This window comes from Streptacidiphilus sp. PAMC 29251, assembly GCF_054208735.2.
Genome location: NZ_CM135725.2, coordinates 5,707,572 through 5,729,342, shown reverse-complemented (window position 1 = coordinate 5,729,342; position 21,771 = coordinate 5,707,572). Strand labels below are relative to the sequence as shown.

The following is a 21,771-nucleotide window of genomic DNA, read 5'->3' as shown; positions in this document are numbered from 1 at the left end:
CACCACTTCCGCACAGCCCCTACCCGATCACCAACCCGGCGTGTTCGGTGTGTAACCGGGGTGCAGCCGCTGCATGTACGCGGTGTCGTCGCGGCGTCGCTGCCCGCAGTCGAGGTAGAGCCGGTGCAGTCGGGCCAGCGCGTCCTCGTCCAGCTCGACGCCCAGGCCGGGGCCCCGCGGGACCGGCACCGCGCCGTTGACGAAGCTCAGCGTGCCCGGCACGATGACGTCCTCGTTCTCGCGCTTCCAGGGCCAGTGGGTGTCGCAGGCGTAGCTGAGGTGCTGGGTGGCCGCAGCGAGCTGCACCATCGCGGCCAGGCTGATCCCCAGGTGGCTGTTGGAGTGCATGGACAGGCCCACGTCGAAGTTGGCGCAGAGCGCCGACACCTGCTGGGAGTGCCGCAGCCCGCCCCAGTAGTGGTGGTCCGAGAGCAGCACGCCGATGGCCCGCTGCCGCAGTCCGGGGGCGAGGTGCTCGGGTGCGACCACGCACATGTTGGTGGCCAGCGGCATCGGCGCCTGCCGGGCCACCTCGGCCATGCCCTCGATGCCGGCGGTGGGGTCCTCCAGGTACTCCAGCACCCCGTCCAGCGCCGCGGCGACCTTGAGCGAGGTGGGGACGGTCCAGGCGGCGTTGGGGTCGAGCCGCAGCGGCAGGTCCGGGAAGGCGGCGCGCAGCGCGTGGATCGCCGCGATCTCCTCCTCGGGCGGGAACACGCCGCCCTTGAGCTTGATCGCGCCGAAGCCGTAGCGGTCGATCATGCGGCGGGCCTGCCGGACGATGCCGTCCGGGTCCAGCGCCGCGCCCCAGTCGTCGCCGTCCTCGGGGGCCGCGCCGGGGTGGCCGTCCCACTTGTAGAAGAGGTAGGCGGAGAACGGCACGCTGTCCCGCACCGCGCCGCCGAGCAGGTCGGCGACCGGGCGGCCCACCGACTTGCCCTGGGCGTCCAGACAGGCGACCTCGAAGGCGGAGAAGACCGAGAGCACGGTCTTGGAGCTGGAGGAGCCGCCGGTGAGGCCGTGGCTGTCGGCGAAGGCTCCGCCGCCGATGACCCGGGCCACCGCCTGCTCGATCAGGCCGAGGTGGAACACGTCCAGGCCGGTGATCGCCTCGGCGGCGGCGTCCAGCAGCGAGAGGAAGGCGTCGTCGCCGTAGGACTCGCCGAGGCCGACGATGCCGCCGTCGCAGTGCAGCTGGATGATGCTGCGCAGGGCGTAGGGCTCGTGCACGCCCACCGCGTTGAGCAGGGCCGGGTCGTGGAAGGCGACCGGGGTGACGGTGACCTGACGGATCTTCACTACTCGGCCTCCACAGCGGCGACGGCATGGGCGGTGCTGGCGGTACGGGCGGTGCCGGCGGCATGGGCGGTGCTGGCGGTGCCGGCGGTATGGGCGGCCACGACGGCACGGCCTGCGGCGATGATACGTACCAGTTCGTCCACATGCTCCTCGCGCGCCTCGACCAGCGGCGGCCGGACCGGTCCGACGGCCAGGCCGCCGCGCCGGGCGGCGGCCTTGACCAGCGAGACGGCGTAGCCGGGCACCAGGTCGCGCAGGTCGGCCAGCGGTAGCAGGAAGGCCGCGAGCAGGGCGTCCAGCAGCGCGTCGTCGCCGCGGTCCAGCGCGCGGGCGAAGGCGTGCGCCAGGTCGGGGGCGAAGGAGTGCACCGCCGAGGAGTAGCTGCCGATGCCGATGGCGGCGTAGGCGCGGGCGGACAGCTCGGCGGTGGGCAGGCCGTTGAGGAAGTAGAAGAAGTCGGCGCGCGCGTGCCCGCTGGTGCGGACGGTGGCGACGATCCGCTGCATCTGCTCGACGTCGCCGAGGCCGTCCTTGAGACCGACCACCTGGGGCAGGTCGAGCAGGCCCAGCGCGGTGGCGGGGCTGAGCTTGGCGTTGGCCCGCTGGTAGACGATCACCGGCAGCGGGCTGTCCCTGACCACGTAGCGGACGTGCCCGAGCACGCCTTCAGGGCTGGAGCTGACCAGGTAGGGCGGCAGCAGCAGCACGCCGTCGGCGCCGCACTCGGCGGCGTCGGCGATGTACTCGCGGGCGACGGCCGGGCCGCCGCCGGCGCCGGCGAAGACCGGCACCCGTCCGGCCACGGTCTTCACGGCGCGGGTGACCACCTCGCCGTACTCCTCGCGGCTGAGCGCCGTGAACTCGCCGGTGCCGCAGGCGATGAACACAGCGGTGGCGCCGGCCGCGACCTGCTGCTCGACATGGAGCTCGAGGACGTCGAGGGCGAGGGCGTCCTCCTCGGTGAAGGGGGTCAGCGGGAAGGAGAGCGGCGGGGTGAGTACGGCGTGGAGGTCCATGGGGCTCCTCAGCGAGGCGGCGGCGGGCATGAAGCGGGAGTGCCATCGTTCATGTTCGTGAACTGAGTTCAGTTTACTGAACGACATCAGGATATGTGAACCCTGCATCCGCACGCAGAGACAGTCTTAATCGATAATCGGGGTGCCGATCCGCTCCCAGATCTCCAGCACATGCTCCCGGAACAGGATCCCGGCGACCTCGGGCCGTCCCGCCTCCAGCGCCGCGACCAGCGGCACATGGTTCTCCGCGATCTCTTCGAGCCGGCCGAAGTAGACCTTGTTGGAGACCGCGGTGAAGCTGCGCAGGCTGGCCTCGGTCACCGTCCACATCCGTGCCAGCAGGCCGTTCCCGGCCGCCTCCCAGACGTGCCGGTGGAACGAGACGTCCCCGTCCACCACCCCGCCCACGTCCTCCCGGCCGGCCGCGGCGCGCATCGCCTCCACGTCGGCCCGCAGCAGGTCGGGGAGGCCCTCCGGCGCCAGCCGGCACACCTCGGCGCCGGCGAACTGCTCCAGCACCGCGCGCACCCGGTAGGCCTGCCGGGCGTCCTCCTCTGAGATGTCCGCCACATAGCTGCCCCGGCGCGGGAACTGCAGCACCAGGCCGTCCGCGGCCAGCCGCTTCAGCGCGTCCCTGACCGGCGCCTGGCTGACGCCGTAGCGGCGGGCCAGGTCCAGCTCGACCAGCCGGCCGCCGGGGGCCAGCTCACCTGCGGCGATGGCGGTGCGGACCAGCTCGTACACCTGGTCGGACAACCGTCCGCCGAGGCCGGGTTCGACCATGCTGCGGCTCCTCGCTGGGGGTGGGGCGGTAGTGCTGACTCTATCGGGTGAGGTCTATTCAGCTCCGAACCAATCGATTATCGTTCGGTCTGGCCTTTCCCTTCCAGCAATCGGAGCACCGCCATGCCTCCCACCGTTGCCCCAGCACCCGATCTGCTGGAGGTGCTGCGCCAGGACCGGCTGCTCGCCGTGCTCCGCGGCACCGACGCCGACGCGCTCACCGCCTGCGCCGCCGTGCTGGCCCGCAGCGGCGTCCGCGCGGTCGAGCTGACCCTCTCCAGCGAGGCCGGCCTCGAGGCCCTGCGCCGCAGCGCCGCCGACCCCGCGCTGCCGCCCGGCACCCTGCTCGGCGCGGGCACCGTGCTCACCCGGGACCAGGCCAGGGCCGCGATCGACGCCGGGGCCCGCTACCTGGTCACGCCCGGAGTGGCCGAGGAGGTGCTGGCCGAGGGGGTCGCCCAGGGCGTCCCGGTGCTCTGCGGGGCGCTCACCCCCAGCGAGGCGATGGCCGCGGTCCGGCTCGGCGCGGCGGCGGTGAAGCTCTTCCCGGCCTACGCGGTCGGCGGCGCCCGCTATCTGCGCGACCTGCGCGCGCCCTTCCCCGACGTCCCGTTCATCGCCATCGGCGGGATAGCCCTGGACGACGTGGCCGACTACCTCGCCGCCGGGGCGGTCGCCGTGGGCGTCGGCTCACCGCTGCTGCGCGAGGCCGCCCACGACAGCAGCCCAGCCGCGTTGGCGGCGCTCGCGGCCCGCGCCGCGGGGTACCTGGCGGCCACGGCCCGCACGGATGCCGTATGAGCGGTCACAGCTCCGGGGTGGTCACCCTCGGCGAGTCCATGGCCGCCCTCGGCTCGATCCACCCCGGCCCGCTGCGGCAGGCCGCACAGCTGCAGCTCTCCATCGCCGGGGCCGAGTCCAACGTCGCCATCGGGGTGCGCAGGCTCGGCCACCCGGCCGCCTGGATCGGCCGGGTCGGCGCGGACGAGTTCGGCGCGATGGTGCTGGAGCGGCTGCGCGCCGAGCAGGTGGACGTGACCGGTGCGCGGACCGACCCGGCCGCCCCCACCGGGCTGCTGATCAAGGAGCAGCGCACCCCCGACGTCACCCGGGTCCAGTACTACCGGGCCGGTTCGGCCGGCTCCCGGCTCTGCCCGGACGACCTCGCCGCCCCCGCCGCGGCCCGGTTGATCGCCGACGCCGCCGTCCTGCACCTCACCGGCATCACCCCGCTGCTCTCCGCCGACGCCGCCGCGGCCGTCCGGTACGCGGTGGAGCTGGCCGCGGCGGCGGGCGTCCCGGTCTCGCTGGACGTCAACCACCGCACCGCGCTGGGCACCCCGGAGCAGCTGCGGGCCCAGCTGCTGCCGCTACTGCCGCAGGTCAGCCATCTGTTCGCGGGTGAGGAGGAACTGCTGCTGCTCGCCGACGCGACCGAGGAGGCGGAGGCGGTCCGCCGGCTGTCCGGCGCCGTCCCCGAGCTGGTGGTCAAGCGCGGCGCCCGCGGGGCGACCCTGCACACCGCGGCCGAGGTGCTGCACCAGCCCGCCGTCCCGGTCCGCGCGGTCGATCCGGTGGGTGCGGGCGACGCCTTCGTGGCCGGCTACCTGGCCGGCCTGCTGGACGGCTCCCCGGCCGCCGAACGGCTCCGGCTCGGTTGCCTGACCGGCGCGTTCGCGGTCTCGGTGCCGAGCGACTGGTCCGGGCTGCCGACCAGGGACGAGCTGCACCTGCTCTCGGCCGCCCCGGGCACCACGCTGCGCTGACGTGGGCACCACCCTGCGCCGAGGTCCGAACGGGTGACTGTCGCCGGCACCCCGGAAATACCTCCGCGCCACCCCACGTTGGCACAGGTCATGACCGCAACCACGAGCACCCGCCTCGGCACCTCCGACCTGACCGTCTTCCCGCTCGCCCTGGGCGGCAACGTCTTCGGCTGGAGCTCCGACGAGGCCCAGTCCTTCGCCGTGCTGGACGCCTTCACCGCCGGCGGAGGCAACTTCGTCGACACCGCCGACGTCTACTCGGCCTGGGTTCCGGGGAACTCCGGCGGCGAGTCGGAGACCATCCTCGGCCGCTGGATCGCTGCCCGCGGCAACCGTGCGGACGTGGTCGTCGCCACCAAGATCGGCTCGCACCCCGAGTTCAAGGGCCTCAAGGCCGCGAACATCGCCGCCGCCACCGAGGCCTCGCTGCGGCGTCTCGGCACCGAGCAGATCGACCTGCTCTACACCCACTTCGACGACGAGAGCACCCCGGTCGAGGAGATCATCACCGCGCTGGACGCGCTGGTCCGCGCGGGCAAGGTACGCCAGATCGCCGCCTCCAACATCTCCCCGGCCCGGCTCAGCGCCTCGCTGGCCTTCTCCGACAGCGAGGGCCTGGCCCGGTACGTGGCGCTGCAGCCGCAGTACAACCTGGTCTCCCGTGACACCTACGAGGGCGAGCTGGCCGAGGTGGCCGCCGCCAACGGACTGGCCGCGATTCCCTACTACGGCCTCGCCTCCGGCTTCCTCACCGGCAAGTACCGGGTCGGCGGCCCGGCCGTCGACAGCGTGCGGGCCGGCGGCGCGGCCAAGCACCTGGAGACCCCGCGCGGGCTCAAGGTGCTGGAGGCCCTGGACAGCGTCGCCGCCGCCCATGACGCCGAGCTCGCGACCGTGGCCCTGGCCTGGCTGCTGGCCCAGCCCACCGTCGCCGCGCCGATCGCCAGCGCCCGCACGGTGGAGCAGCTCCCGGCCCTGCTCGCGGTCGCCGAGCTGACCCTGAGCGCCGCCGAACTCGCGCTGCTGACCGACGCGTCGGCGTAACGGGGTGCAGGTCCGCCCACTGACACCGGACGCGCTCGCCGAGACCCTCGGCGAGCGCGTCGCGCTGCTCCCCCCGCCGCCCGGCGAGCGGCTGCGGATCGCCGTGGACGGAGCGTCGGCCGCAGGCGCCGCCGCGCTCGCGGACGCGGTGGCGGAGGGTCTGCGGCTGCTCGGCCGCCCGGTGCTGCGGATCAGCTCCGGCGACTTCCTCCGCCCGGCCTCGCTGCGCCTGGAGTACGGGCACCAGGACGCCGACGCCTACCTGGACGGCTGGTTGGACGTCAACGCGCTGTTCCGCGAGGTCTTCGACCCGCTGGAGCCGGGCGGCAGCGGGCTGGTCCTGCCCGCGCTGTGGGACGCGCGGGCGGACCGTGCCGTCCGCAGGCCCCCGGTGCCGCTGCCGCCCGGCGGCGTCCTGCTGCTGGACGGTCCGCTGCTGCTGGGCCGCTGGCTGCCGCTGGACCTCTCGGTCCACCTCTGGCTCAGCCCCGCCGCGCTGGCCCGCCGTACCCCGGCGGACGAGCAGTGGACCCTGCCGGCCTTCGCCCGCTACGAGGCCGAGGTACGCCCGGCCGAGGCCGCCGACCTGGTCGTCCGCGCCGACGACCCGCGCCGCCCGGCCCTGGTCGTCGGCTGACGCGGCGTCAATGGACTACCGCGGCGGGTAGGCCTTCTGCATCGGGACCTCGTGCTGCGGCGGGCCGACCGGGATGGTGCAGAAGGAGCAGCGGGTGGCGGCGATCGGGATGGTGCTGAGGCACTCCGGGCACTCCTTGGTCGGGGCGAGCGGCTCCTCCTTCGGCTTGAAGCGCTCGTGCAGCTTGTTCACCGGCATGACCACGAAGTAGTAGACGACAAAGGCTATGAGCACAAAGCTGATCGTGGAGTTGATCAGCTGGCCGTAGGCGAACGAGACCCCGTCCACCTTGAAGATCGCGCTGCTGAAGTTTCCGGTCTTGTGGGTGATCAACCCCACGATCGGGGTCAGGAAGGCGTTGACGAATCCGTTCACCACGGCCGTGAAGGCCGCACCGATCACGATGCCGACCGCGAGGTCGACGACGTTCCCGCGCAACAGGAAACTGCGGAAGCCCTTCATGCTGTTCTCTCCATACTGTTCGGCGCCGGGGACAGGAGACTGGCGCGGGCACACCCTCCCAGGTTTGACCCCGTACACGCGAACGGCCCCGCTGATGAGCGGGGCCGTTCACTGGTCTCCTTCACAGGCGTTACGAGGCGTCAGCTTCCTTCAGCGCGGCCTTCTCCATGGCCGCCGCGGCGGCCTGGGCCTGGGCCTGGATGCCGGAGACGGTGCGCAGCGGCACCTCCTTGATGAAGAGCACCAGCACGAACGCCACCGCCACGACACCCGCGCCGAGCAGGAACACCGTGTGCATGGAATCCGCGAAGCCCATCTTGAAGGGGGCCGCGAAGACGTCGTCCAGCTTCTGGATGAACGAGGAGTCGCTCAGCACCGAGGGTCCGCCGCTGGCGCCCGGGTGCTGCAGCAGCTGGATCACCGGCGCGTTGCCGGGCTTCCCGGCGATCGCCGGGTCGTGCAGCGCGGACTGGAACTGCGGGGTCTTCGACGCGGTCTGGAACGCCGTATTGATCTTGTCCCCGACCGTGCTGAACAGCACCGACAGGAAGATCGCGGTACCGGCCGTGGCGCCCAGCTGCCGGAAGAAGGTGGCCGAGGCGGTGGCCACGCCCATGTCCCTGGCCGGGACCGTGTTCTGCACCGAGAGGGTCAGCGTCTGCATGGTGCAGCCGAGGCCCACCCCGAAGATCAGCATGAAGACCATGGTCTCCAGCAGCGGGGTGTTCCACTGCACCTCGAAGTGGAACAACAGCATCGCGACCAGCAGCAGCGCGGTGCCGATCACCGGGAAGATCTTGTAGCGCCCGGTCCTGGAGGTCAGCTGACCCGCCATGATCGACGCCGACATCATGCCCAGCATCAGCGGCAGCATCATCAGGCCGGACTCGGTCGGGCTGGCGCCCTTCACGATCTGCAGGTACTGGGGAATCATCAACAGCCCGCCGAACATGCCCATGCCTACCAGGACGGACAGCACGCTGGTCTGGCTGAAGACCTTGTTCTTGAACAGCCGCATCGGGATCAGCGCCGCGTCGCCCATCCGGCGCTCGACCATGATCCAGGCGATCACGCCGAGCACGCCGACGACGAAGCAGAGCAGCGAGCGGGCGGAGAGCCAGCCCCAGCTCTGCCCCTGCTCCGAGACCAGCAGCAGCGGGACCACGCCGATGGCGATGGTCACCGCGCCCCACCAGTCGATCCGCTGCTCGCGGCGGACGTGCGGGATGTTCAGCACCTTGGCGACCACGACCAGCGCGACCAGGCCGATCGGCACGTTCACCAGGAACACCCAGCGCCAGCCGGCGATGCCGAGGATGGTGCTCTGACCGGCCAGGAAGCCGCCGACCAGCGGTCCGAGGACGCTGGAGGTGGCGAAGACGGCGAGGATGTAGCCCTGGTAGCGGGCCCGCTCACGCGGCGGCACGATGTCGCCGATGATGGCCAGCGCGAGCGACATCAGACCACCGGCGCCGAGGCCCTGGAAGGCACGGAACGCGGCCAGCTCGATCATCGAGGTGGCGAACGTACAGGCGATCGAACCGACCAGGAAGATGCTGATCGCGGCCAGGAAGTACGGCTTGCGGCCGTGGATGTCCGAGAGCTTGCCGTAGAGCGGCGTCGCGATGGTGGAGGTGATCAGGTACGCCGTGGTGGTCCACGCCTGCTGGCTGAGGCCGTGCAGGTCGTCGGCGATGGTGCGGATCGCGGTGCTGACGATGGTCTGGTCGAGCGAGGCCAGAAACATGCCGATCATCAGACCGGAGAGAATGGTCAGGATCTGACGGTGGCTCAAGCCGCCTGGCTCGGCGGGTATCGCCGCGGCGGACGCGCTCCCGCTGTTCTTGGTACTGCTGCTCACGTGTTTTCTCCTTGCTGCGCCGCGTCGGCTGCGGTCTGGGCGGTAGCCCCGACCGGTCCACCGAAGAGTTCTGCGCGGTTCTCTGCGAAGTCGTCGTTCAGGCGTCCGAACAGCCGGACCAGCTGGTAGCGGTCCTCGGCCGGCCAGGCGTCGAGAATGTGGGCCAGCCGCTGGTTCCGCTGGTCCCGGAAGTGCTGATAGGCGATGACTCCGGCCGGGGTGGCCGAGAGCAGGGCGCCCCTGCGGTCCTCGGGATCGGGCCGCCGCTCGACCAGGCCGTGATCGACCAGGGAGCGGGTCTGCCGACTGACCGTGGACAGGTCGAGCAGGGTGTCCGCCGCGAGGTCGGTCGCCCGCCGGGGACCGCAGGTCACCAGCCGCGCCAGCAGCACCCGGTCGCCCCCGCCCGGATCCTCCCTGGCCCGCTGCTTCCACGCGTGGATCAGCCGTAGGAGGCGCTGCATCTCGTCCCCGAGCGCGGTCGCCGCCTCCGCGGCGGTCGCCGTGGGGGTTGCCGTGGGGGTTGCCGTCGCCGCTGTCGGCGTGGCTGCCGTCGCCGTCGGCGTGGCTGTCGCCGCTGTCGCGGGCCTGGGACTCGTCCCCTGGTCCATGCCGCCCTCCCCGGGAACATAGTTGCTTGTCTCTAGCAAGTAACTGTACTCCACATCTTTTAATTCCCTCCTACACCCCCACCGCCGGGGGCAAGGGATGATGGAGCCCATGCTCCAAGGAACCACGATCGGGCTTCGCGCCCGACACCAGACAGACGTTCCCGTCCTGCACGCCGAGCTCTACAACGACGTGGCCATGCGGGCGCAGGCGAGCACCCGCCCCTGGTACCCGATCCCGCCGGGTTCCGCCGCCTCCCCGTATGCCCTCTCGGAGCCGTCCGACAACGCGGCCTGCTTCTCCGTGGTCACCCTCGACACCGACGAACTGGCCGGCGAGGCCGTCCTCTGGGGCATCGACACCCACAACAGGACCGCCCATCTGGGCCTCTCGCTACGGCCCGGGTTCCGCAACCGCGGATTCGGAGCCGATGTCGTGAGCGTCCTCTGCGACTACGGGTTCACCATCCGCGGCCTGCAACGCCTGCAGATCGAGACCCTGGCCGACAACATCGCGATGAAGCACGCGGCACTGAGGAACGGCTTCACCCTCGAAGGCACCCTCCGCCGCGCAGCCTGGGTCAACGGCGCCTTCGCCGACGAGGTCGTCTTCGGCGTCCTGGCCACCGAATGGCACCGAGAGGAGCGGTAGCAGCAGCCGGGCTGCCCCGGCCCCCGGCCGTGCCTCGGAAATCGATTGCCTCCGACCCACGGCATGCCCAGATACTTCGGCATGAGCAGAATCGCGCAGGTCATCGTGCTGGCAGCGGACGCGGACGAGGTGATGGAACCACTGACCCGGCCGGACGAGTCGCGCAGTTGGGGCGGCCACTTCGAGCGGCTCGACCAGCCAATTGACTGGGGGTGGGTGATCGAGTTCTACCGCGTACGTTCACGGTCGGGTCTGCTTCGGCACTTGGAATCCCTGGCGTGGCCGCATCCAGCGAGCGTGCAGGTGCTGATCCGTGACGAGGAGGACGACTGCTTCGGGCTGTGGATGATGCGGGACGGCGAGCTGGTCGAAATAGCGCTCCCCGGCCACAGACGCCTGCACCCCCGGCGACCAGTGATGAGTTCCCGCCCGGCCCTGGCCTGCTGTGGCGGACAGAAGCGCCCCTGCCAACCGGCTTCTCAACCGAGCGCCAGGACCCGCGCCCCGCCTGGTAGGGCCCACCGACCACGGCTGCAGTGCCAGCCAGGATTGGACAATTCACTTGACCACCCCCGTCCCCACCCCCACCCCCGCCCACGGCTGCGCGAGGCAGCGTCGAGCGACCTGCCGTTCGTCTTTCGCGGCGAACGCTCCTACATGGAGGAGATCGAGCCCGCCCATCTCGCGTCCTGGACCCAGGCGATCGACCGGAATCTTGACCTCTGGATCAAGAACCTGGAGCGGACGGTGATCCTGGAAGTCGATGGTGAACCGGTCGGCTATGCCATGTGGACCTCGGCTGCGGACACCGCGACGCTGATCACCATTCATGTGGCCGACGCCATGCGACGCAGAGGGCTGGGCGCGGAACTCATGACCTGGTTCTCGGACAGCGCCCAGAAGGCGGGCCATCGGGTCCTGGAACTCGGCGTCCACCACGGCAATCCCGCGCGAGCCCTCTACGAGCGCAGCCAGTACACGCTCATCGGAGAGGACGGCGACTACCTCCTCTTCCAACGCCGCCTCAGCTGAGCGGGCCAGCCCCCTGGCCTCATCGGAGGACGTTCATGGGAAAGCTGACTGTGTACGCGCTGCGCGCCGTGCTCGGGCTGGTGCTCACCGGCACCGTGTTCGTGCAGGCGATGATGGTGTTGGCGCCGGCCACCAAGCCGGACGACGGGTCGCTCCCGCTGACCCCGCTACGCGTGATCACGATCCTCGGCATGGTGTCGGCCCAGCTCGCTTTTCGCCGCGCTCTGCGAGGTGCTCGAATGCCAGCCGGGCGACCTGTTGCGCTGGGAGCCCGAGAACGACGAGGGCGGATGAGCACGGCGCGGGCGGATCAGCACGGCACCGCGCAACCCGAAGGGTCCGGCCTGAAACGGCTCCATCGAGGGCCGTTCGCGGTCTCACTCCCCCCGCGAGGACGATGCCGAACGCCGCAACCAGGCCCACCGGACAGCCTGGGGCTTCGGCGGGGCCGCTGCCAGCCACCCTCATTCGAACACTTGTCCACAGGGGTTATCCACACTGTGGAGAACGTGTCGACCCCCTCGCCCGCGGTCGCACCGTCCTGCCGAACGCGTGGCTTCAGCCTTGCGATTCCTGCGACCTGCGCCGCTTCGAACGCGGGCGGAAGTGCTCCCAGACCGTGATGCCCAGCATGGTCGCCCCGAGCCCGAGCATGACATCGGCAAGAACGGCCAGCAGGCCGAACCCACCCAGCGCAGTGCGGATACACCGGACCAGGGCGAGGATCGCCCAGAGCCCGGTGCCTATCCGCTTCCCAACCCTGACGACCGACGTGTCGGACATGCGTTGTCTCCTACGGTTCGGGGTGGGGCTCAGCTCGGGCGGCGCGGCGGAGTTCGGTGTCGCGGCGGGGAACGGGTCGGGTCTGGTCGAGATCCGAACGGCGGCGAGCCCAGCTGCAGGACCAGGACCAGGACAAGTCTCCCAGCCTCCCGCGGTGCGAGCTCAGGCGCGGTGCGGGTGCTCAGGCGCGGGTCAGAAGTCGGGCCGTGTTGCCGCCGAAAACCAGGTCACGGACCGCCGAATCGGCCACCGCCGCCTCGACGGTGTGCCGCGACGCGACCACGTCTCCGTAAGGGGTGTTCGACCCGAACACACACCGCTCGGGAAGCTCACGGACCGCCGCCCGTACGGCGAACACCTGAAGCGCGCTGGAGAGGTCGATGTAGAGGTTCGGCGTCTCGCGGGCCAGGTCGACCAGCTCCAGCCAGTTGAGCCCGCCGAGCGCACCGACGACGACGGGAACCGTGCGGTGGCGCGCGGCCAGCGAGGCGTACGTCCGTAGGTCCTCGGCGGTGTTCGGGGCGAAGCCGTGGACCAGGACCGGCACGCCGCCGTGGTCGGCGCTGACCGCGAGCGCCGGCTCGATGAGGTGCGCCTGGCCGGGGGCGGGGGTCAGTTCACCGATCCCGACGATGCCGGGGCGGGCGAGGAGGGTGTCCAGCCAGGTCCGCATCTGATCGTCGGTCATGTTCAGACGGACGTTGGCTAGGCCGACGGTCTCGTCCGGGTGTGCGTCCAGTGCTGCGCAGAGCTCGTCCACCGCCGCGTGGAACTCGTCCTCGGGGCTGACCTCGCCGCCGACCACCGCGACGAGCCGGGCGAATTCCGCGCGCAGGCCCTCCAGCGTGGTTGGCGCCTCGGGGTGGATGCGCGTGGACTGCAGCACCGTGCGACCGACACCGGCCTTCCGGGCTCGGGCCAGTTGGTCGGGGACGTCGACGGTGACATGGGCGTGAAAATCGATGATCATAGAGCCACGCTAAAGTCTGACAGCGGTGTGAAGGTCAAGCCCGCGAGGTGGAACGACTGTGCACAGTAAGAATGCGCACATGGACAATGCGATGGGGCCGGCGGCGCGCTTGATGACTGCGGCGCGAGTGGCCCAGGCCTCGGAGGCGGAGCAGGACTGGGAGGCCTACGGGACGCTGGCTCGGGAGGCTGCCAAAGGGGAGGGTGGGGAGGCGGCGTTGCGGTGCGGGTTGGGGTTGCTGAAGTCCGCCGATGCCCTGGAGCGGGAGGTGGGCTGCGATCTGGTGGGAAACGCGGCCAACGAGCATGAAGGCTCTGCGTGACGAGGCCGCAACGGCCCTGATGGCGCTGGCCGAGGGGGAGACTCAGGCCTGTGTGCTGGTGTCCCTCGTCTGCGGCCTGGGCCGCACGCAGGACCCGCGCGCCGTCCCCGTGCTGGTCCGGCTGTCCGGTCACGAGGACGCCGACCTGCGGCGTCAGGTCGCCTCGGAGATCACTTTCGTCACCAGCGGACTGCCCGACGGGCCCGATGTTCAGGCGCTGATCCAGCTCACCCGGGACCAGGACCGTGAGGTCCGAAACTGGGCGGCCTTCACCTTGGGATTCCAGTTGGAGCAGGACACGACCGCCATCAGGGACGCGCTGTGGGAGTGCACCACCGATGAGTACAGCGAGGTCCGGGAAGAGGGTGCGCGGGGGCTGGCCAGACGGCACGACCCACGTGCCGTCCCGCTGATCGCCGGACTGCTGGACTCCGACGACGGGGCCTACTTCCTCACCTTCGACGCAGCAGCGATCCTGGGCGTCCCCGAACTCCTTCCGGCGCTGGACACCTATGAGCCCGACTCACCCGGGACGGACAGGGCCGTCGCGGCCTGCGACCCGGTGCGGCGGGCCCGTATGGAGGACGACGCCTGGGCCGTCGTCCTGGAGTTGGAGCGGCTGCGCCCCGACCTCGACGCGGCGCTCTGCTCACCGCGCTTCGAGTCGGTGCACGGGATGAAGGTGACCCATCGAGAGACGGCCGACACGAGCTACGACGCGGCCTCACTGCTGACCCGCGCCAACGGGGAGCCGGCGCGGGCCGCCGAGCTGGTGGTGGCCGACCTCGCTGATCCTGTGGGGAGCGGGCCGCGGGCTGACAGTCTCCCGGGGGCCTCGGGGTAAGCGCCATCGGCTACTTCACCCTCCGCCGGGCCAAGCAGCGCGCCCAGGCCGTCCAGGCCAGCACCACCCCCACCCCCGCGTCGGACGACACGCCCCCGCAGTAGCCGTCGTCGAGTACGCTCTCCCCGCCGCGCAGGCTCCCCTGCCGCGTACAACTCCCCCACCGCGTACTCTCCCCCGCCCCGGGCAGACGCCAGGCATGACCTTCCCCGGCTTGCTCCTCATCCTGGCCGCCGTCGTACTCGTCGGCAGCCTCATGCAAGGCCCCTGGGTCACCAGGTACCTCCGCCGCCGCCGAGAGCGCCGCAACCGCTGACCCCGCCCGTGCGTACAGCCCAGGACGTGCGGGCTCGCTATGATCACGAACTCGATCAGCGAGCCATCGGGGAGCATCCTTGAAACCCACCCGCCGTACAGCCGTGGCACTGGCCATCGCCGCAGCAACCGCCCTCATACCGGCAACGGCCAGCGCCGCCGGCCGAAGCACCGCCCCAGCCGCCTGTTCGGACCACAGCCTGCGCGCAGCCGACCACTTCGGCCTCGTGCCGACCGCCCGCCGGGCCGGACAGAAAATCGACATCTTCACGCCGGTCTACAACACCCAGGCCGCACCCCGGACCAACGTGCTCTTCTACCTCCAGCTCGCCTACGCCGGCCAAGGCACCCCCCACGCGGCGCCGCAGATCTGGTGGCGCATCGACAATGGCCACTGGAAACTCCTCAGCCTCGCCTTCCACGCCGGACGCAAGAACGTCAGCTCCCCCTACTGGGACACCAAGGAGCTGGCTATGGGCACCTTCGCCGGACACCGGACGCGCACCGTCGAGATCTCCACCAGCTTCCCCGCGAAGGCCAGCAAGGCCGGCTACTTCGGCTACGAGGGCTTCTCGGTCCCCGCCTGTCAGCCGAACGGGCAGTGGTACCAAGGAACTTCGGAGTTCGAGGAGTCCTACCAGTAGCGACCCGCTTCACCTCGGCGCCGTACCAGTACGACCGACGAAGCCTCTTGCTCCTCCGATTACTCCTCCGAGGCGACATCCTCCGGGACAGGCATTTCGAAGACGCTCAGGCCGGCCTGCCGCGCACTTGCTACGCGTCCCCTCACTGCCTGCACTACGCGGGCAATTGCCTTGTCAGTCCCCACCCGTATGGTCAGCAGGAGAGCAGTGATCGACCAGAGCCGCGGGAAGGAAGGCGACCACGGACGCGGGCGCCCCACGACCGTCCGCCGCCGTCGGGTCCGCCGCGCCGGTCCCAGGATTTCTCTGGTCCGGCGAGGCCGGCGGGAGCACGTGCGCACGCCGGGGGCCAGCTTCACCGAGGGAGCGCTGTAGACATGCCGAAGGGGATGGCCCAGTGGGGCGAAGAGCTCTTCATGACACGGGAACGGGAGCAGCGTCACGGCCTGGCACCGCAGCACGACGCGGGTGGGCGCATCGTTCAAAGGGGCTTCGAGCCCTGCCTGTTGGCCGTTCTCCGACTGTCGGCGGGAAGCGCCCCGGACAGCCGTCCGACCATCGAGTGGTTCCGGCGGGCGCTGGCACGCACGGGCCACCTCCCGCGCGCGGCTGAGCTGGCGTACACGATCAGCGACGAGTTCAAACAGGGCGAGGAGCTGCTGGCGCTGGTGACGGCCGCGGCCGGCGCGGGAGACCTGCGCGGCGCCCAGGCACTGGCCGAGTCGATCCCGCTGGGGCTACGGGACCAGGCACTGCTCGTCCTCGTACCGGCGTGGGCCCGCGCCGGTGAACGCGACACGGCCACCGCTCTGGCAGAAAGGATCCGCTATCCGCACAACTGGGGGAAAGCCTGGGCCATGCTGGCGAAGGTGGCGGCGGACGACGGCGACACCCAGGAAGCGCTGAGGTTCGCCGCCCGCGCCGACGCCGAGGTGAGTTCCTCCGGCTACGGCGAGATGGGACGGGTGCTCGCCCTCCTGGTGGAGGTGGCCACCGCCGCCGGCGACCACGTCCGGGCCGCTGAGCTCGCCGACCGCGTGGAGGACTCCGCCCGATCCCGTAGCCCGGAGGCATGGTCCCGGCCTCAACCCCGGCCCCTGGCAATGGTATTGGCCTGTGAGGTGCTGAGCGGAGACCTGTACCGGGTCGACGCCCTGCTGCGCCCCTCACCCAGACCCCCGCTCGACGTCGGGGGTGGGACGGGCCTGCCGGCGCCCGGCGAAACCGCCGGCCAGGACGTGGCACCGCAGGAAGTCCTGTACAAGATGATCGCCGTTCCGCAACCACCCGGATCCCCTCTGGATGCCTGGGACATGGCCTGTGTGCTGGACGCGGTCGCCGAGACCGTCGGCACTGCCGAAGCTACAGAAGCCGCCGACGCCGCCGACACCGCCGGCCAGGACGTTGCCCTCGCCCTGGCCGACCGGGCGGAGACCATGCTCGACACCGACCTCGGACCCGACCACCACACTCTGCTGCGGGCCGTGACACTCCTGCTGGCCCGGCGCGGGCAGGTCGAGCGGGCCATGGCCCTCGCCGACCGAATCGACCCGGATCAGCGCGCGGGGCGGCAGGCGGAGATCGTCGGGGCGCTGGCCCGCTACGGCGACACGGACGGGGCCGAGGCCCTGGCCCACGCGATCACCGACCGCCGGGCACAGACCAGGGCAATGATCGACGTGGTCCGGGGGCTGGCCCAGCACGGCGATCCGGACCGGGCCGAGACCCTGGCCCACACCATCACCGACCCATGGGCACAGGGCGAGGCACTGGTCGCGGTCGTCAGGGAGTTGGCCCGGCGCGGCGATCCGGACCGGGCCGAGGCACTCACCCACTCGATCGCCTACCGCGCGACCCGAGCCCGTGCACTGGCCGCACTCGCGGAGCTGTCCGAGCCGTCCGACGCGCGGCAGCTTGCCGTACGGGTCCTGCTCCTCGACGGCTGGGCCGCCGTCCTGCCGCTCCTGGAACGAATTGCGCCCCGTGCGATGGCAACTGTCGCCGATCAGATGATGATTGCGAGACTCACTCCATGATTCCGAAGCTGCCCCTGCACAGCCCTCGTTGGCGGGACCTTGACGGGGTGACGGCCGATGAGGTGAAAGCGCTGCTGGAGCAGATGGCATCCGCGGCCGCCACCGGGACCGCTGCTGGGACCGGGACCGGCGATGAATGGAGGCAGACCTGGACGCAGATGACCGGAGGCCTGCTGGACGACGGAACCGTCGTCGACGGCGCCTATGCAGCCCTACCGCATCTGGTCGAGGCCGCAGCGGCGTTGCCGCCGGAACAGTCCGCGGATTTCTGGGTGGACCTGGGATTCATCGTGACGGCGGAGGACAGGCCCCCCGTCCCGGCCGAACTCCAGGCGGGGTTCAGTGCCGCACTTCGACTGGCTGAACAGGCGGCCGCACAGAGCTTTCTCACCGCCGCTGTTCCCGCGAACGACTGCGCCTATCTCGCGTTGAGCTGTGTTGCCTTCGCCGGCCACCACACCGGCGCAGCGCTGTGGAATCTCGAGCTCCAGGAGAGCTACCTCCAGTTGTTGTGCCCCGGGTGCGGGAACGATACCGAGATCGACCCGTTCTTCGTGGACCCGGTGCGTCCGCCCTTCAAGGCTCCCGAGCTGCCCGATCCGGGCCAGGCCCGTCAGGAAGAGCAGCCCTGGGGCTCCTCCTGGAACGAGATCGCCACCGCCCTGCGGGAGGACGCGCTGGGAGCGGGGTGGGAGCCCTTTCTGCGGGTGGCGCGTACGGTCGCGGCGGCGGGAATACCCCCGGAAACACCGGGGCCGGCCGTCCTGTGCCTGGTTGCCGGGATGGTTGCGGCCAAGGGCGCCCCACAGGGGGCCGGGAGGGAATTGGCCCGCAAACTGATGTTGCTCACCGGCCACTTCCGCTGCTGGGGCTGCGAGCAGACCTGGACGATCGCCGACGGCCTGGTGGAGGATCCGACCGGTGCGCGCCCCCAGGAGCATCTGCCGCAGGCGGGGACGGCTGCCGACCGGTCGGCGACCACGGCGACGTCAGCAGCGACCCGGCTCCCCCGTCAGTTCCATAAACTCCGTCAGGACGGAAGCGCCCTGCTCGCGGCCGACGGCACACCCTGGGGCCGGATTTCGGTGTTCTCGGATTCCGCGCCCGGTTCCTTCGGAGGCGTCAACTCGCTGACGGTGGTGACCCGCCCCGGTCACCCGTTGCTTGTGGCCGGCGCCGGCGACAGGGGTGCGGTGTGCCTGTGGAATGCGGCCGACGGCCGACTCATCCATGGACCGCTGCTGCCGGGACATCCCGACCGCATCCGCTCGATGACGTCCCTGCTCCTGCCCGAAGGCCGCAGCCTGCTGGCGAGCGGAGGCGACAGCGGGACGATCGCGGTGTGGGACGCGGTCACCGGGCAGCCAGCACGCGAACCGGTGGGCGACCGGCCCGGCGGGGTGATCGGGATGTGTGCCGCGACCGTCCCCGACGGACGAACCCTGCTCGTCACCGCCACCTCCCGAGGCGCGGTCCGGTTGTGGGATCCAGTAACTGGTGAGCCTGTCGGGCGCCTCAACCCCTATGGTGCTCCGATCCAGTCGATCGCCGCCGTCCCGATCGCCCCCGGCCATACGTTGATCGCCGCCACGGACACTCCGGGCCGCGTCCATGTGTGGGATCCGGCCGTCGACGACCCCTGGGAGCGAGGCGCGGCCGTGCAACTGAGCGGACGCGCCGTCAACGATGCCGGCCACCGCCCGGGAGCGATGGCGGCGGTGGCGGCTGTACCCACCCAGGACGGAGCCGTGCTGGCCACCGGAGACAACCTCGGCACGGTCACGCTGTGGGACCTCGCGACCGGTGCGCCGATCAGCGATGATCTACCCGCCTCGACGGGATCCGCCGGCATCCCGGTCATGACCGGCACCACACTGCACGACGGTCGCAGCGTCCTGGTCGTCGGCGTCAAACATAGGCACAACCTGCGGGTGTGGGAGCCGGCGACCGGCACGGTGCAGCACATCGCCCTGGACGTGGCGGTCTCCTGCCTGGCCACCGCGGGTTCCGACCTAATCGTCGGCCATGGCCACGGAGTCCTCGGACTCCCGCTCACCCGGGAGTGAACCCCCGTTCCTGCACGGTGGAGACCCCGCGCCCAGCAACAGCAACAGCAACAGCAACAGCAACAGCAACAGCAACAGCAACAGCAACAGCAACAATATGAGCGAAGGCAACCTTGACGGCTGTGGCGGCCGTCGAGTGACCATGGTTCGTGACTCGCGATCTGTCGACGCCTCCCGCCGTTCTGCCCGGTTCGCTCGCGGGCTCCCTCCAACAACCCGCACTGCCCGCCGCCCAGGGCCTGTTGCTGCGTCCCTGGGAACCGGCTGACGTGCCGACATTCCTGGCCGCGTACCAGGACGACGAGATCCGCCGGTGGCACACCCGCCGCCCGTCGTCCGAGACCCGCGTCCGGGAATGGTTCGACGCCTATCGCCAGGACTGGGAACGCGAGCAGGGCGGCCACTGGGCGGTTACCCGCGATGGCGGCGAAGTTCTCGGCCGCATCGCGCTGAGCAGCGTCAACCTCGACGACGGCATGGCCGGCGTCGGCTACTGGGTGCTCCCAGCAGCTCGCGGCGCGGGTGTCGCCTCGCGCGCCCTTTCCGCGCTCAGTGCCTGGGCCTTGGACGAGATCGGTTTTCACCGCCTGCAGTTGGACCACTCCACCCGCAACCACGCCTCCTGCAAGGTCGCCACCAAGTCCGGCTACCAACTGGAGGGCACCAAGCGCAGCGCCGCGGTCCATGACGACGGCCGTCACGACATGCACCTGAACGCCCGCCTCCGAGACACCTGAACCCGGCCGGCCGGCTACGCCCGGAGGGGTTGTTGACGATGCCCATTCGCGATCGAACACGTGCCCATAGGGGTTATCCACACGATGGAAATGTCGAAGGTGCTCCAGGTCCATGAACCCGGACCGCTGCTTTCGTCATAGGCGCACCGCGGCGAGCTGACGGTCCCGCATGGCCCGGGGAGATCAAGCTCGCTGAGCTTCCTCGGCTTCGCGTTCCCGGGACCGACACCACGCCACGCCACGCCACGCCACGCCACGCCAGGCGAGTAGACGGTCAGTGCTCCTGAGGTTGATCGCGGACCTGCCGCTCAAGCTCCGCAACGCGCTCACGAAGGTTGTCGAGTTCCTCATCGAGACGCGAGGACACAGGACCGAAACGCGACCGCTTCGCTGCGCCAGGCCGAGGCTCCCCGCCGGGGCCGTACTCCACCAGCCCCAAGAATCTCGCGAGCTTCGCTATCGCCGACGGTTTCGCTTCAGATGCCATGGCCGCAACCTACCCGCCCCGCGCGGTGCACCTGAGCGGTTGGGCGTCACCTGAGCTGCCTCGCAGTCACCAGGTCTGCCGCGGACCGGCGGACTTGCCGCCATCGTCGGGTGGACATGGGGCCGAACCCATTGAAGTCGTGGTCGTCGGCCCAGAGCCAGGCAAGCATCCACGCCCCAGTGCCAGCCACGTTGACGGCTGTCCCTCGTACCCGCGCCCAACGCATGGTGCTCACGTGCCTCGTCCAGGGCGGAGTGTATCCGCCGACCAGGAGAGTCCCGCGGTCGCCATTGGCATTGCCCCGGGTACCCATTCGCGGGCGGGGTAGACGACAGAACCCGACCGAAGGGCCGTCGTCGTGCACACCCTCTGGACCGTCCTGGCCGTCATCGGCGCCACGGCCGTCATGGTGCTCTCCAAGTGGGCCCGGTCGGCGTCTGCGAACCGGTTCTGGCTTCGGCGTCAGCAGCGGCACAAGAAGTAGTCGGCACCGATCAGCGCGGTTGTGACCGGGACGTTCACGTCTGGTGCCGTGCAGCCGGCGGGGCGACCGGGGGTGGTGAGGTTGGGCCCGTTCGCGCGGCGAGTGATCCGGCCAATATCAGTGGACGCGTTTAGGCTCGGTTCGACGATGGAGTCCGAGTGAGAGACGTGAGTGTCATGTCGCGTGTTCGAGTGCACAACTTCAGTGTGTCGCTGGACGGGTTCGCCGCCGGGGAGGGACAGGAACTGGAGGCGCCGTTCGGGCATGCCGGGATTCGGCTGGTCGAGTGGTTCATGCAGACCCGCGCCTTCAACGAGATGCACGGCCAGTCCGGCGGCAACAGCGGTGTCGACGACGCCCTCGCCTGGACCTGGGGGGCCGGCATCGGGGCGGAGATCATGGGCCGCAACAAGTTCGGCCCGCAGCGCGGCCCGTGGACCGACGAGGAGTGGAAGGGCTGGTGGGGGGACAACCCGCCGTTCCACACCCCGGTGTTCGTGCTGACGCACCACCCGCGCCCGTCCCTGGAGATGGAGGGCGGCAACGTCTTCCACTTCGTCGACGCCTCACCGCAGGAGGTGCTCGCACAGGCCCGCGAGGCCGCGGGCGGCCTCGATGTGCGGATCGGCGGAGGCCCGACCACGGTCAGGCAGTTCCTCGCGGAGGACCTGGTCGACCACCTCCACGTCGCCGTCGTCCCGATCATCCTGGGTCGCGGTGAGCGGCTGTGGGACGGGCTGGAAGGGCTGGAACAGCGGTTCCAGGTCGAGTCGGTGACGACACCCAGCGGTATCACCCATCTGACCTTCACCCGGCCGTAGCTCCGCGAGCCGCCGTAGCGACAGCTCGCGGTCACGCCGAGGCTGCGGAGGCCGTTGCCGTCAACGTTGCCGTCAAGCCAACGCCAGAGGCCCAGCGTGATG

22 protein-coding genes and 2 pseudogenes are annotated in these 21,771 nt (G+C 70.6%); 16 read left to right on the top strand and 8 right to left on the bottom strand.

Going from position 1 to position 21,771, the window contains the following annotated elements; all coding sequences use genetic code 11:
• Positions 1 to 27: 27 nt before the first annotated feature.
• The 3 genes from ACXKR8_RS27115 to ACXKR8_RS27105 form a co-directional block, all read right to left on the bottom strand.
• Positions 28 to 1,299, bottom strand: a complete 1,272-nt coding sequence (locus ACXKR8_RS27115) for a glucarate dehydratase family protein (protein WP_458267194.1) — start codon at positions 1,297 to 1,299, stop codon at positions 28 to 30.
• The gene (locus tag ACXKR8_RS27110) at positions 1,299 to 2,315 is read right to left on the bottom strand and encodes a 5-dehydro-4-deoxyglucarate dehydratase (protein WP_458267193.1); all 1,017 of its coding nucleotides are present in this window, start codon (positions 2,313 to 2,315) and stop codon (positions 1,299 to 1,301) included. Before ACXKR8_RS27110 ends, ACXKR8_RS27115 begins: the two co-directional genes overlap by 1 nt.
• 126 nt (positions 2,316 to 2,441) lie before the next feature.
• Entirely contained in the window at positions 2,442 to 3,098 is a 657-nt protein-coding gene (locus tag ACXKR8_RS27105) for a GntR family transcriptional regulator (RefSeq protein ID WP_458267192.1), read from the bottom strand.
• Positions 3,099 to 3,221: 123 nt separating this feature from the next.
• On the opposite strand from ACXKR8_RS27105, the gene ACXKR8_RS27100 reads away from it, so the two are divergent.
• From ACXKR8_RS27100 to ACXKR8_RS27085, 4 genes are all read left to right on the top strand, one after another.
• A complete protein-coding gene (locus ACXKR8_RS27100) occupies positions 3,222 to 3,899 on the top strand; it encodes a bifunctional 4-hydroxy-2-oxoglutarate aldolase/2-dehydro-3-deoxy-phosphogluconate aldolase (RefSeq protein ID WP_458267191.1) in 678 nt (225 codons plus the stop codon).
• On the top strand, positions 3,896 to 4,864 hold the full coding sequence (locus tag ACXKR8_RS27095) for a sugar kinase (protein ID WP_458267190.1): 969 nt from the start codon (positions 3,896 to 3,898) through the stop codon (positions 4,862 to 4,864). Before ACXKR8_RS27100 ends, ACXKR8_RS27095 begins: the two co-directional genes overlap by 4 nt.
• A 90-nt stretch (positions 4,865 to 4,954) precedes the next feature.
• A complete protein-coding gene (locus tag ACXKR8_RS27090; protein ID WP_458267189.1) occupies positions 4,955 to 5,908 on the top strand; it encodes an aldo/keto reductase in 954 nt (317 codons plus the stop codon).
• A 4-nt stretch (positions 5,909 to 5,912) separates the two neighbouring features.
• On the top strand, positions 5,913 to 6,545 hold the full coding sequence (locus tag ACXKR8_RS27085; RefSeq protein ID WP_458267188.1) for a nucleoside/nucleotide kinase family protein: 633 nt from the start codon (positions 5,913 to 5,915) through the stop codon (positions 6,543 to 6,545).
• Positions 6,546 to 6,560: 15 nt separating this feature from the next.
• Here ACXKR8_RS27085 and mscL read toward each other — a convergent pair whose 3' ends face one another.
• From mscL to ACXKR8_RS27070, 3 genes are all read right to left on the bottom strand, one after another.
• A complete protein-coding gene (mscL, locus tag ACXKR8_RS27080) occupies positions 6,561 to 7,007 on the bottom strand; it encodes a large conductance mechanosensitive channel protein MscL (protein ID WP_458267187.1) in 447 nt (148 codons plus the stop codon).
• A gap of 130 nt (positions 7,008 to 7,137) precedes the next feature.
• Positions 7,138 to 8,868 carry an MDR family MFS transporter gene (locus ACXKR8_RS27075; RefSeq protein WP_458267186.1) on the bottom strand — a complete coding sequence of 577 codons (1,731 nt, stop codon included), beginning with the start codon at positions 8,866 to 8,868 and terminating at the stop codon, positions 7,138 to 7,140.
• Positions 8,865 to 9,479 carry a MarR family winged helix-turn-helix transcriptional regulator gene (locus tag ACXKR8_RS27070; protein ID WP_458267185.1) on the bottom strand — a complete coding sequence of 205 codons (615 nt, stop codon included), beginning with the start codon at positions 9,477 to 9,479 and terminating at the stop codon, positions 8,865 to 8,867. Before ACXKR8_RS27070 ends, ACXKR8_RS27075 begins: the two co-directional genes overlap by 4 nt.
• A gap of 109 nt (positions 9,480 to 9,588) precedes the next feature.
• Between ACXKR8_RS27070 and ACXKR8_RS27065 the strand changes: the two genes are divergently transcribed.
• From ACXKR8_RS27065 to ACXKR8_RS27050, 4 genes and pseudogenes are all read left to right on the top strand, one after another.
• Positions 9,589 to 10,128, top strand: coding sequence for a GNAT family N-acetyltransferase (locus ACXKR8_RS27065; RefSeq protein WP_458267184.1), 540 nt, complete (start codon positions 9,589 to 9,591; stop codon positions 10,126 to 10,128).
• Between the two features lie 81 nt (positions 10,129 to 10,209).
• A complete protein-coding gene (locus tag ACXKR8_RS27060; RefSeq protein ID WP_462099872.1) occupies positions 10,210 to 11,160 on the top strand; it encodes an N-acetyltransferase family protein in 951 nt (316 codons plus the stop codon).
• Positions 11,161 to 11,195: 35 nt separating this feature from the next.
• A pseudogene (locus ACXKR8_RS27055) lies at positions 11,196 to 11,369 on the top strand (DUF2975 domain-containing protein); the annotation flags it as partial.
• A 7-nt stretch (positions 11,370 to 11,376) separates the two neighbouring features.
• Positions 11,377 to 11,454, top strand: a pseudogene (locus ACXKR8_RS27050) (helix-turn-helix domain-containing protein); the annotation flags it as partial.
• 264 nt (positions 11,455 to 11,718) lie between these two features.
• Here ACXKR8_RS27050 and ACXKR8_RS27045 read toward each other — a convergent pair.
• Positions 11,719 to 11,943 carry a hypothetical protein gene (locus ACXKR8_RS27045; protein WP_458275290.1) on the bottom strand — a complete coding sequence of 75 codons (225 nt, stop codon included), beginning with the start codon at positions 11,941 to 11,943 and terminating at the stop codon, positions 11,719 to 11,721.
• Between the two features lie 181 nt (positions 11,944 to 12,124).
• Positions 12,125 to 12,913 (bottom strand): amidohydrolase family protein, encoded by a 789-nt coding sequence (locus ACXKR8_RS27040; RefSeq protein WP_458267181.1) that lies wholly within the window; start codon positions 12,911 to 12,913, stop codon positions 12,125 to 12,127.
• A gap of 79 nt (positions 12,914 to 12,992) precedes the next feature.
• Between ACXKR8_RS27040 and ACXKR8_RS27035 the strand changes: the two genes are divergently transcribed.
• From ACXKR8_RS27035 to ACXKR8_RS27000, 8 genes are all read left to right on the top strand, one after another.
• Positions 12,993 to 13,235: a hypothetical protein gene (locus tag ACXKR8_RS27035; protein ID WP_462099871.1), complete on the top strand. Its 243-nt coding sequence runs from the start codon at positions 12,993 to 12,995 to the stop codon at positions 13,233 to 13,235.
• A complete protein-coding gene (locus ACXKR8_RS27030; protein ID WP_462099870.1) occupies positions 13,219 to 14,079 on the top strand; it encodes a HEAT repeat domain-containing protein in 861 nt (286 codons plus the stop codon). The genes ACXKR8_RS27035 and ACXKR8_RS27030 overlap by 17 nt, the downstream gene beginning before the upstream one ends.
• 395 nt (positions 14,080 to 14,474) lie before the next feature.
• A complete protein-coding gene (locus ACXKR8_RS27025) occupies positions 14,475 to 15,038 on the top strand; it encodes a hypothetical protein (RefSeq protein WP_458267179.1) in 564 nt (187 codons plus the stop codon).
• A 506-nt stretch (positions 15,039 to 15,544) separates the two neighbouring features.
• Positions 15,545 to 17,074: a hypothetical protein gene (locus ACXKR8_RS27020; protein WP_462099869.1), complete on the top strand. Its 1,530-nt coding sequence runs from the start codon at positions 15,545 to 15,547 to the stop codon at positions 17,072 to 17,074.
• A gap of 47 nt (positions 17,075 to 17,121) precedes the next feature.
• The gene (locus ACXKR8_RS27015; RefSeq protein ID WP_458267177.1) at positions 17,122 to 19,140 is read left to right on the top strand and encodes a WD40 repeat domain-containing protein; all 2,019 of its coding nucleotides are present in this window, start codon (positions 17,122 to 17,124) and stop codon (positions 19,138 to 19,140) included.
• A 149-nt stretch (positions 19,141 to 19,289) separates the two neighbouring features.
• A complete protein-coding gene (locus ACXKR8_RS27010) occupies positions 19,290 to 19,877 on the top strand; it encodes a GNAT family N-acetyltransferase (RefSeq protein WP_458267176.1) in 588 nt (195 codons plus the stop codon).
• Between the two features lie 845 nt (positions 19,878 to 20,722).
• Positions 20,723 to 20,848, top strand: coding sequence for a hypothetical protein (locus tag ACXKR8_RS27005; RefSeq protein WP_458267175.1), 126 nt, complete (start codon positions 20,723 to 20,725; stop codon positions 20,846 to 20,848).
• 176 nt (positions 20,849 to 21,024) lie between these two features.
• Entirely contained in the window at positions 21,025 to 21,669 is a 645-nt protein-coding gene (locus ACXKR8_RS27000) for a dihydrofolate reductase family protein (protein ID WP_458267174.1), read from the top strand.
• Positions 21,670 to 21,771 lie beyond the last annotated feature (102 nt).

Coding starts and splice junctions, on each gene's coding strand:
- ACXKR8_RS27045 (WP_458275290.1), bottom strand. CDS start 11,943: ATGTCCGACACGTCGGTCGTCAGGGTTGGGAAGCGGATAGGCACCGGG.
- ACXKR8_RS27035 (WP_462099871.1), top strand. CDS start 12,993: ATGGACAATGCGATGGGGCCGGCGGCGCGCTTGATGACTGCGGCGCGA.
- ACXKR8_RS27030 (WP_462099870.1), top strand. CDS start 13,219: ATGAAGGCTCTGCGTGACGAGGCCGCAACGGCCCTGATGGCGCTGGCC.
- ACXKR8_RS27110 (WP_458267193.1), bottom strand. CDS start 2,315: ATGGACCTCCACGCCGTACTCACCCCGCCGCTCTCCTTCCCGCTGACC.
- ACXKR8_RS27060 (WP_462099872.1), top strand. CDS start 10,210: ATGAGCAGAATCGCGCAGGTCATCGTGCTGGCAGCGGACGCGGACGAG.
- ACXKR8_RS27000 (WP_458267174.1), top strand. CDS start 21,025: ATGTCGCGTGTTCGAGTGCACAACTTCAGTGTGTCGCTGGACGGGTTC.
- ACXKR8_RS27100 (WP_458267191.1), top strand. CDS start 3,222: ATGCCTCCCACCGTTGCCCCAGCACCCGATCTGCTGGAGGTGCTGCGC.
- ACXKR8_RS27095 (WP_458267190.1), top strand. CDS start 3,896: ATGAGCGGTCACAGCTCCGGGGTGGTCACCCTCGGCGAGTCCATGGCC.
- mscL (WP_458267187.1), bottom strand. CDS start 7,007: ATGAAGGGCTTCCGCAGTTTCCTGTTGCGCGGGAACGTCGTCGACCTC.
- ACXKR8_RS27040 (WP_458267181.1), bottom strand. CDS start 12,913: ATGATCATCGATTTTCACGCCCATGTCACCGTCGACGTCCCCGACCAA.
- ACXKR8_RS27070 (WP_458267185.1), bottom strand. CDS start 9,479: ATGGACCAGGGGACGAGTCCCAGGCCCGCGACAGCGGCGACAGCCACG.
- ACXKR8_RS27105 (WP_458267192.1), bottom strand. CDS start 3,098: ATGGTCGAACCCGGCCTCGGCGGACGGTTGTCCGACCAGGTGTACGAG.
- ACXKR8_RS27090 (WP_458267189.1), top strand. CDS start 4,955: ATGACCGCAACCACGAGCACCCGCCTCGGCACCTCCGACCTGACCGTC.
- ACXKR8_RS27065 (WP_458267184.1), top strand. CDS start 9,589: ATGCTCCAAGGAACCACGATCGGGCTTCGCGCCCGACACCAGACAGAC.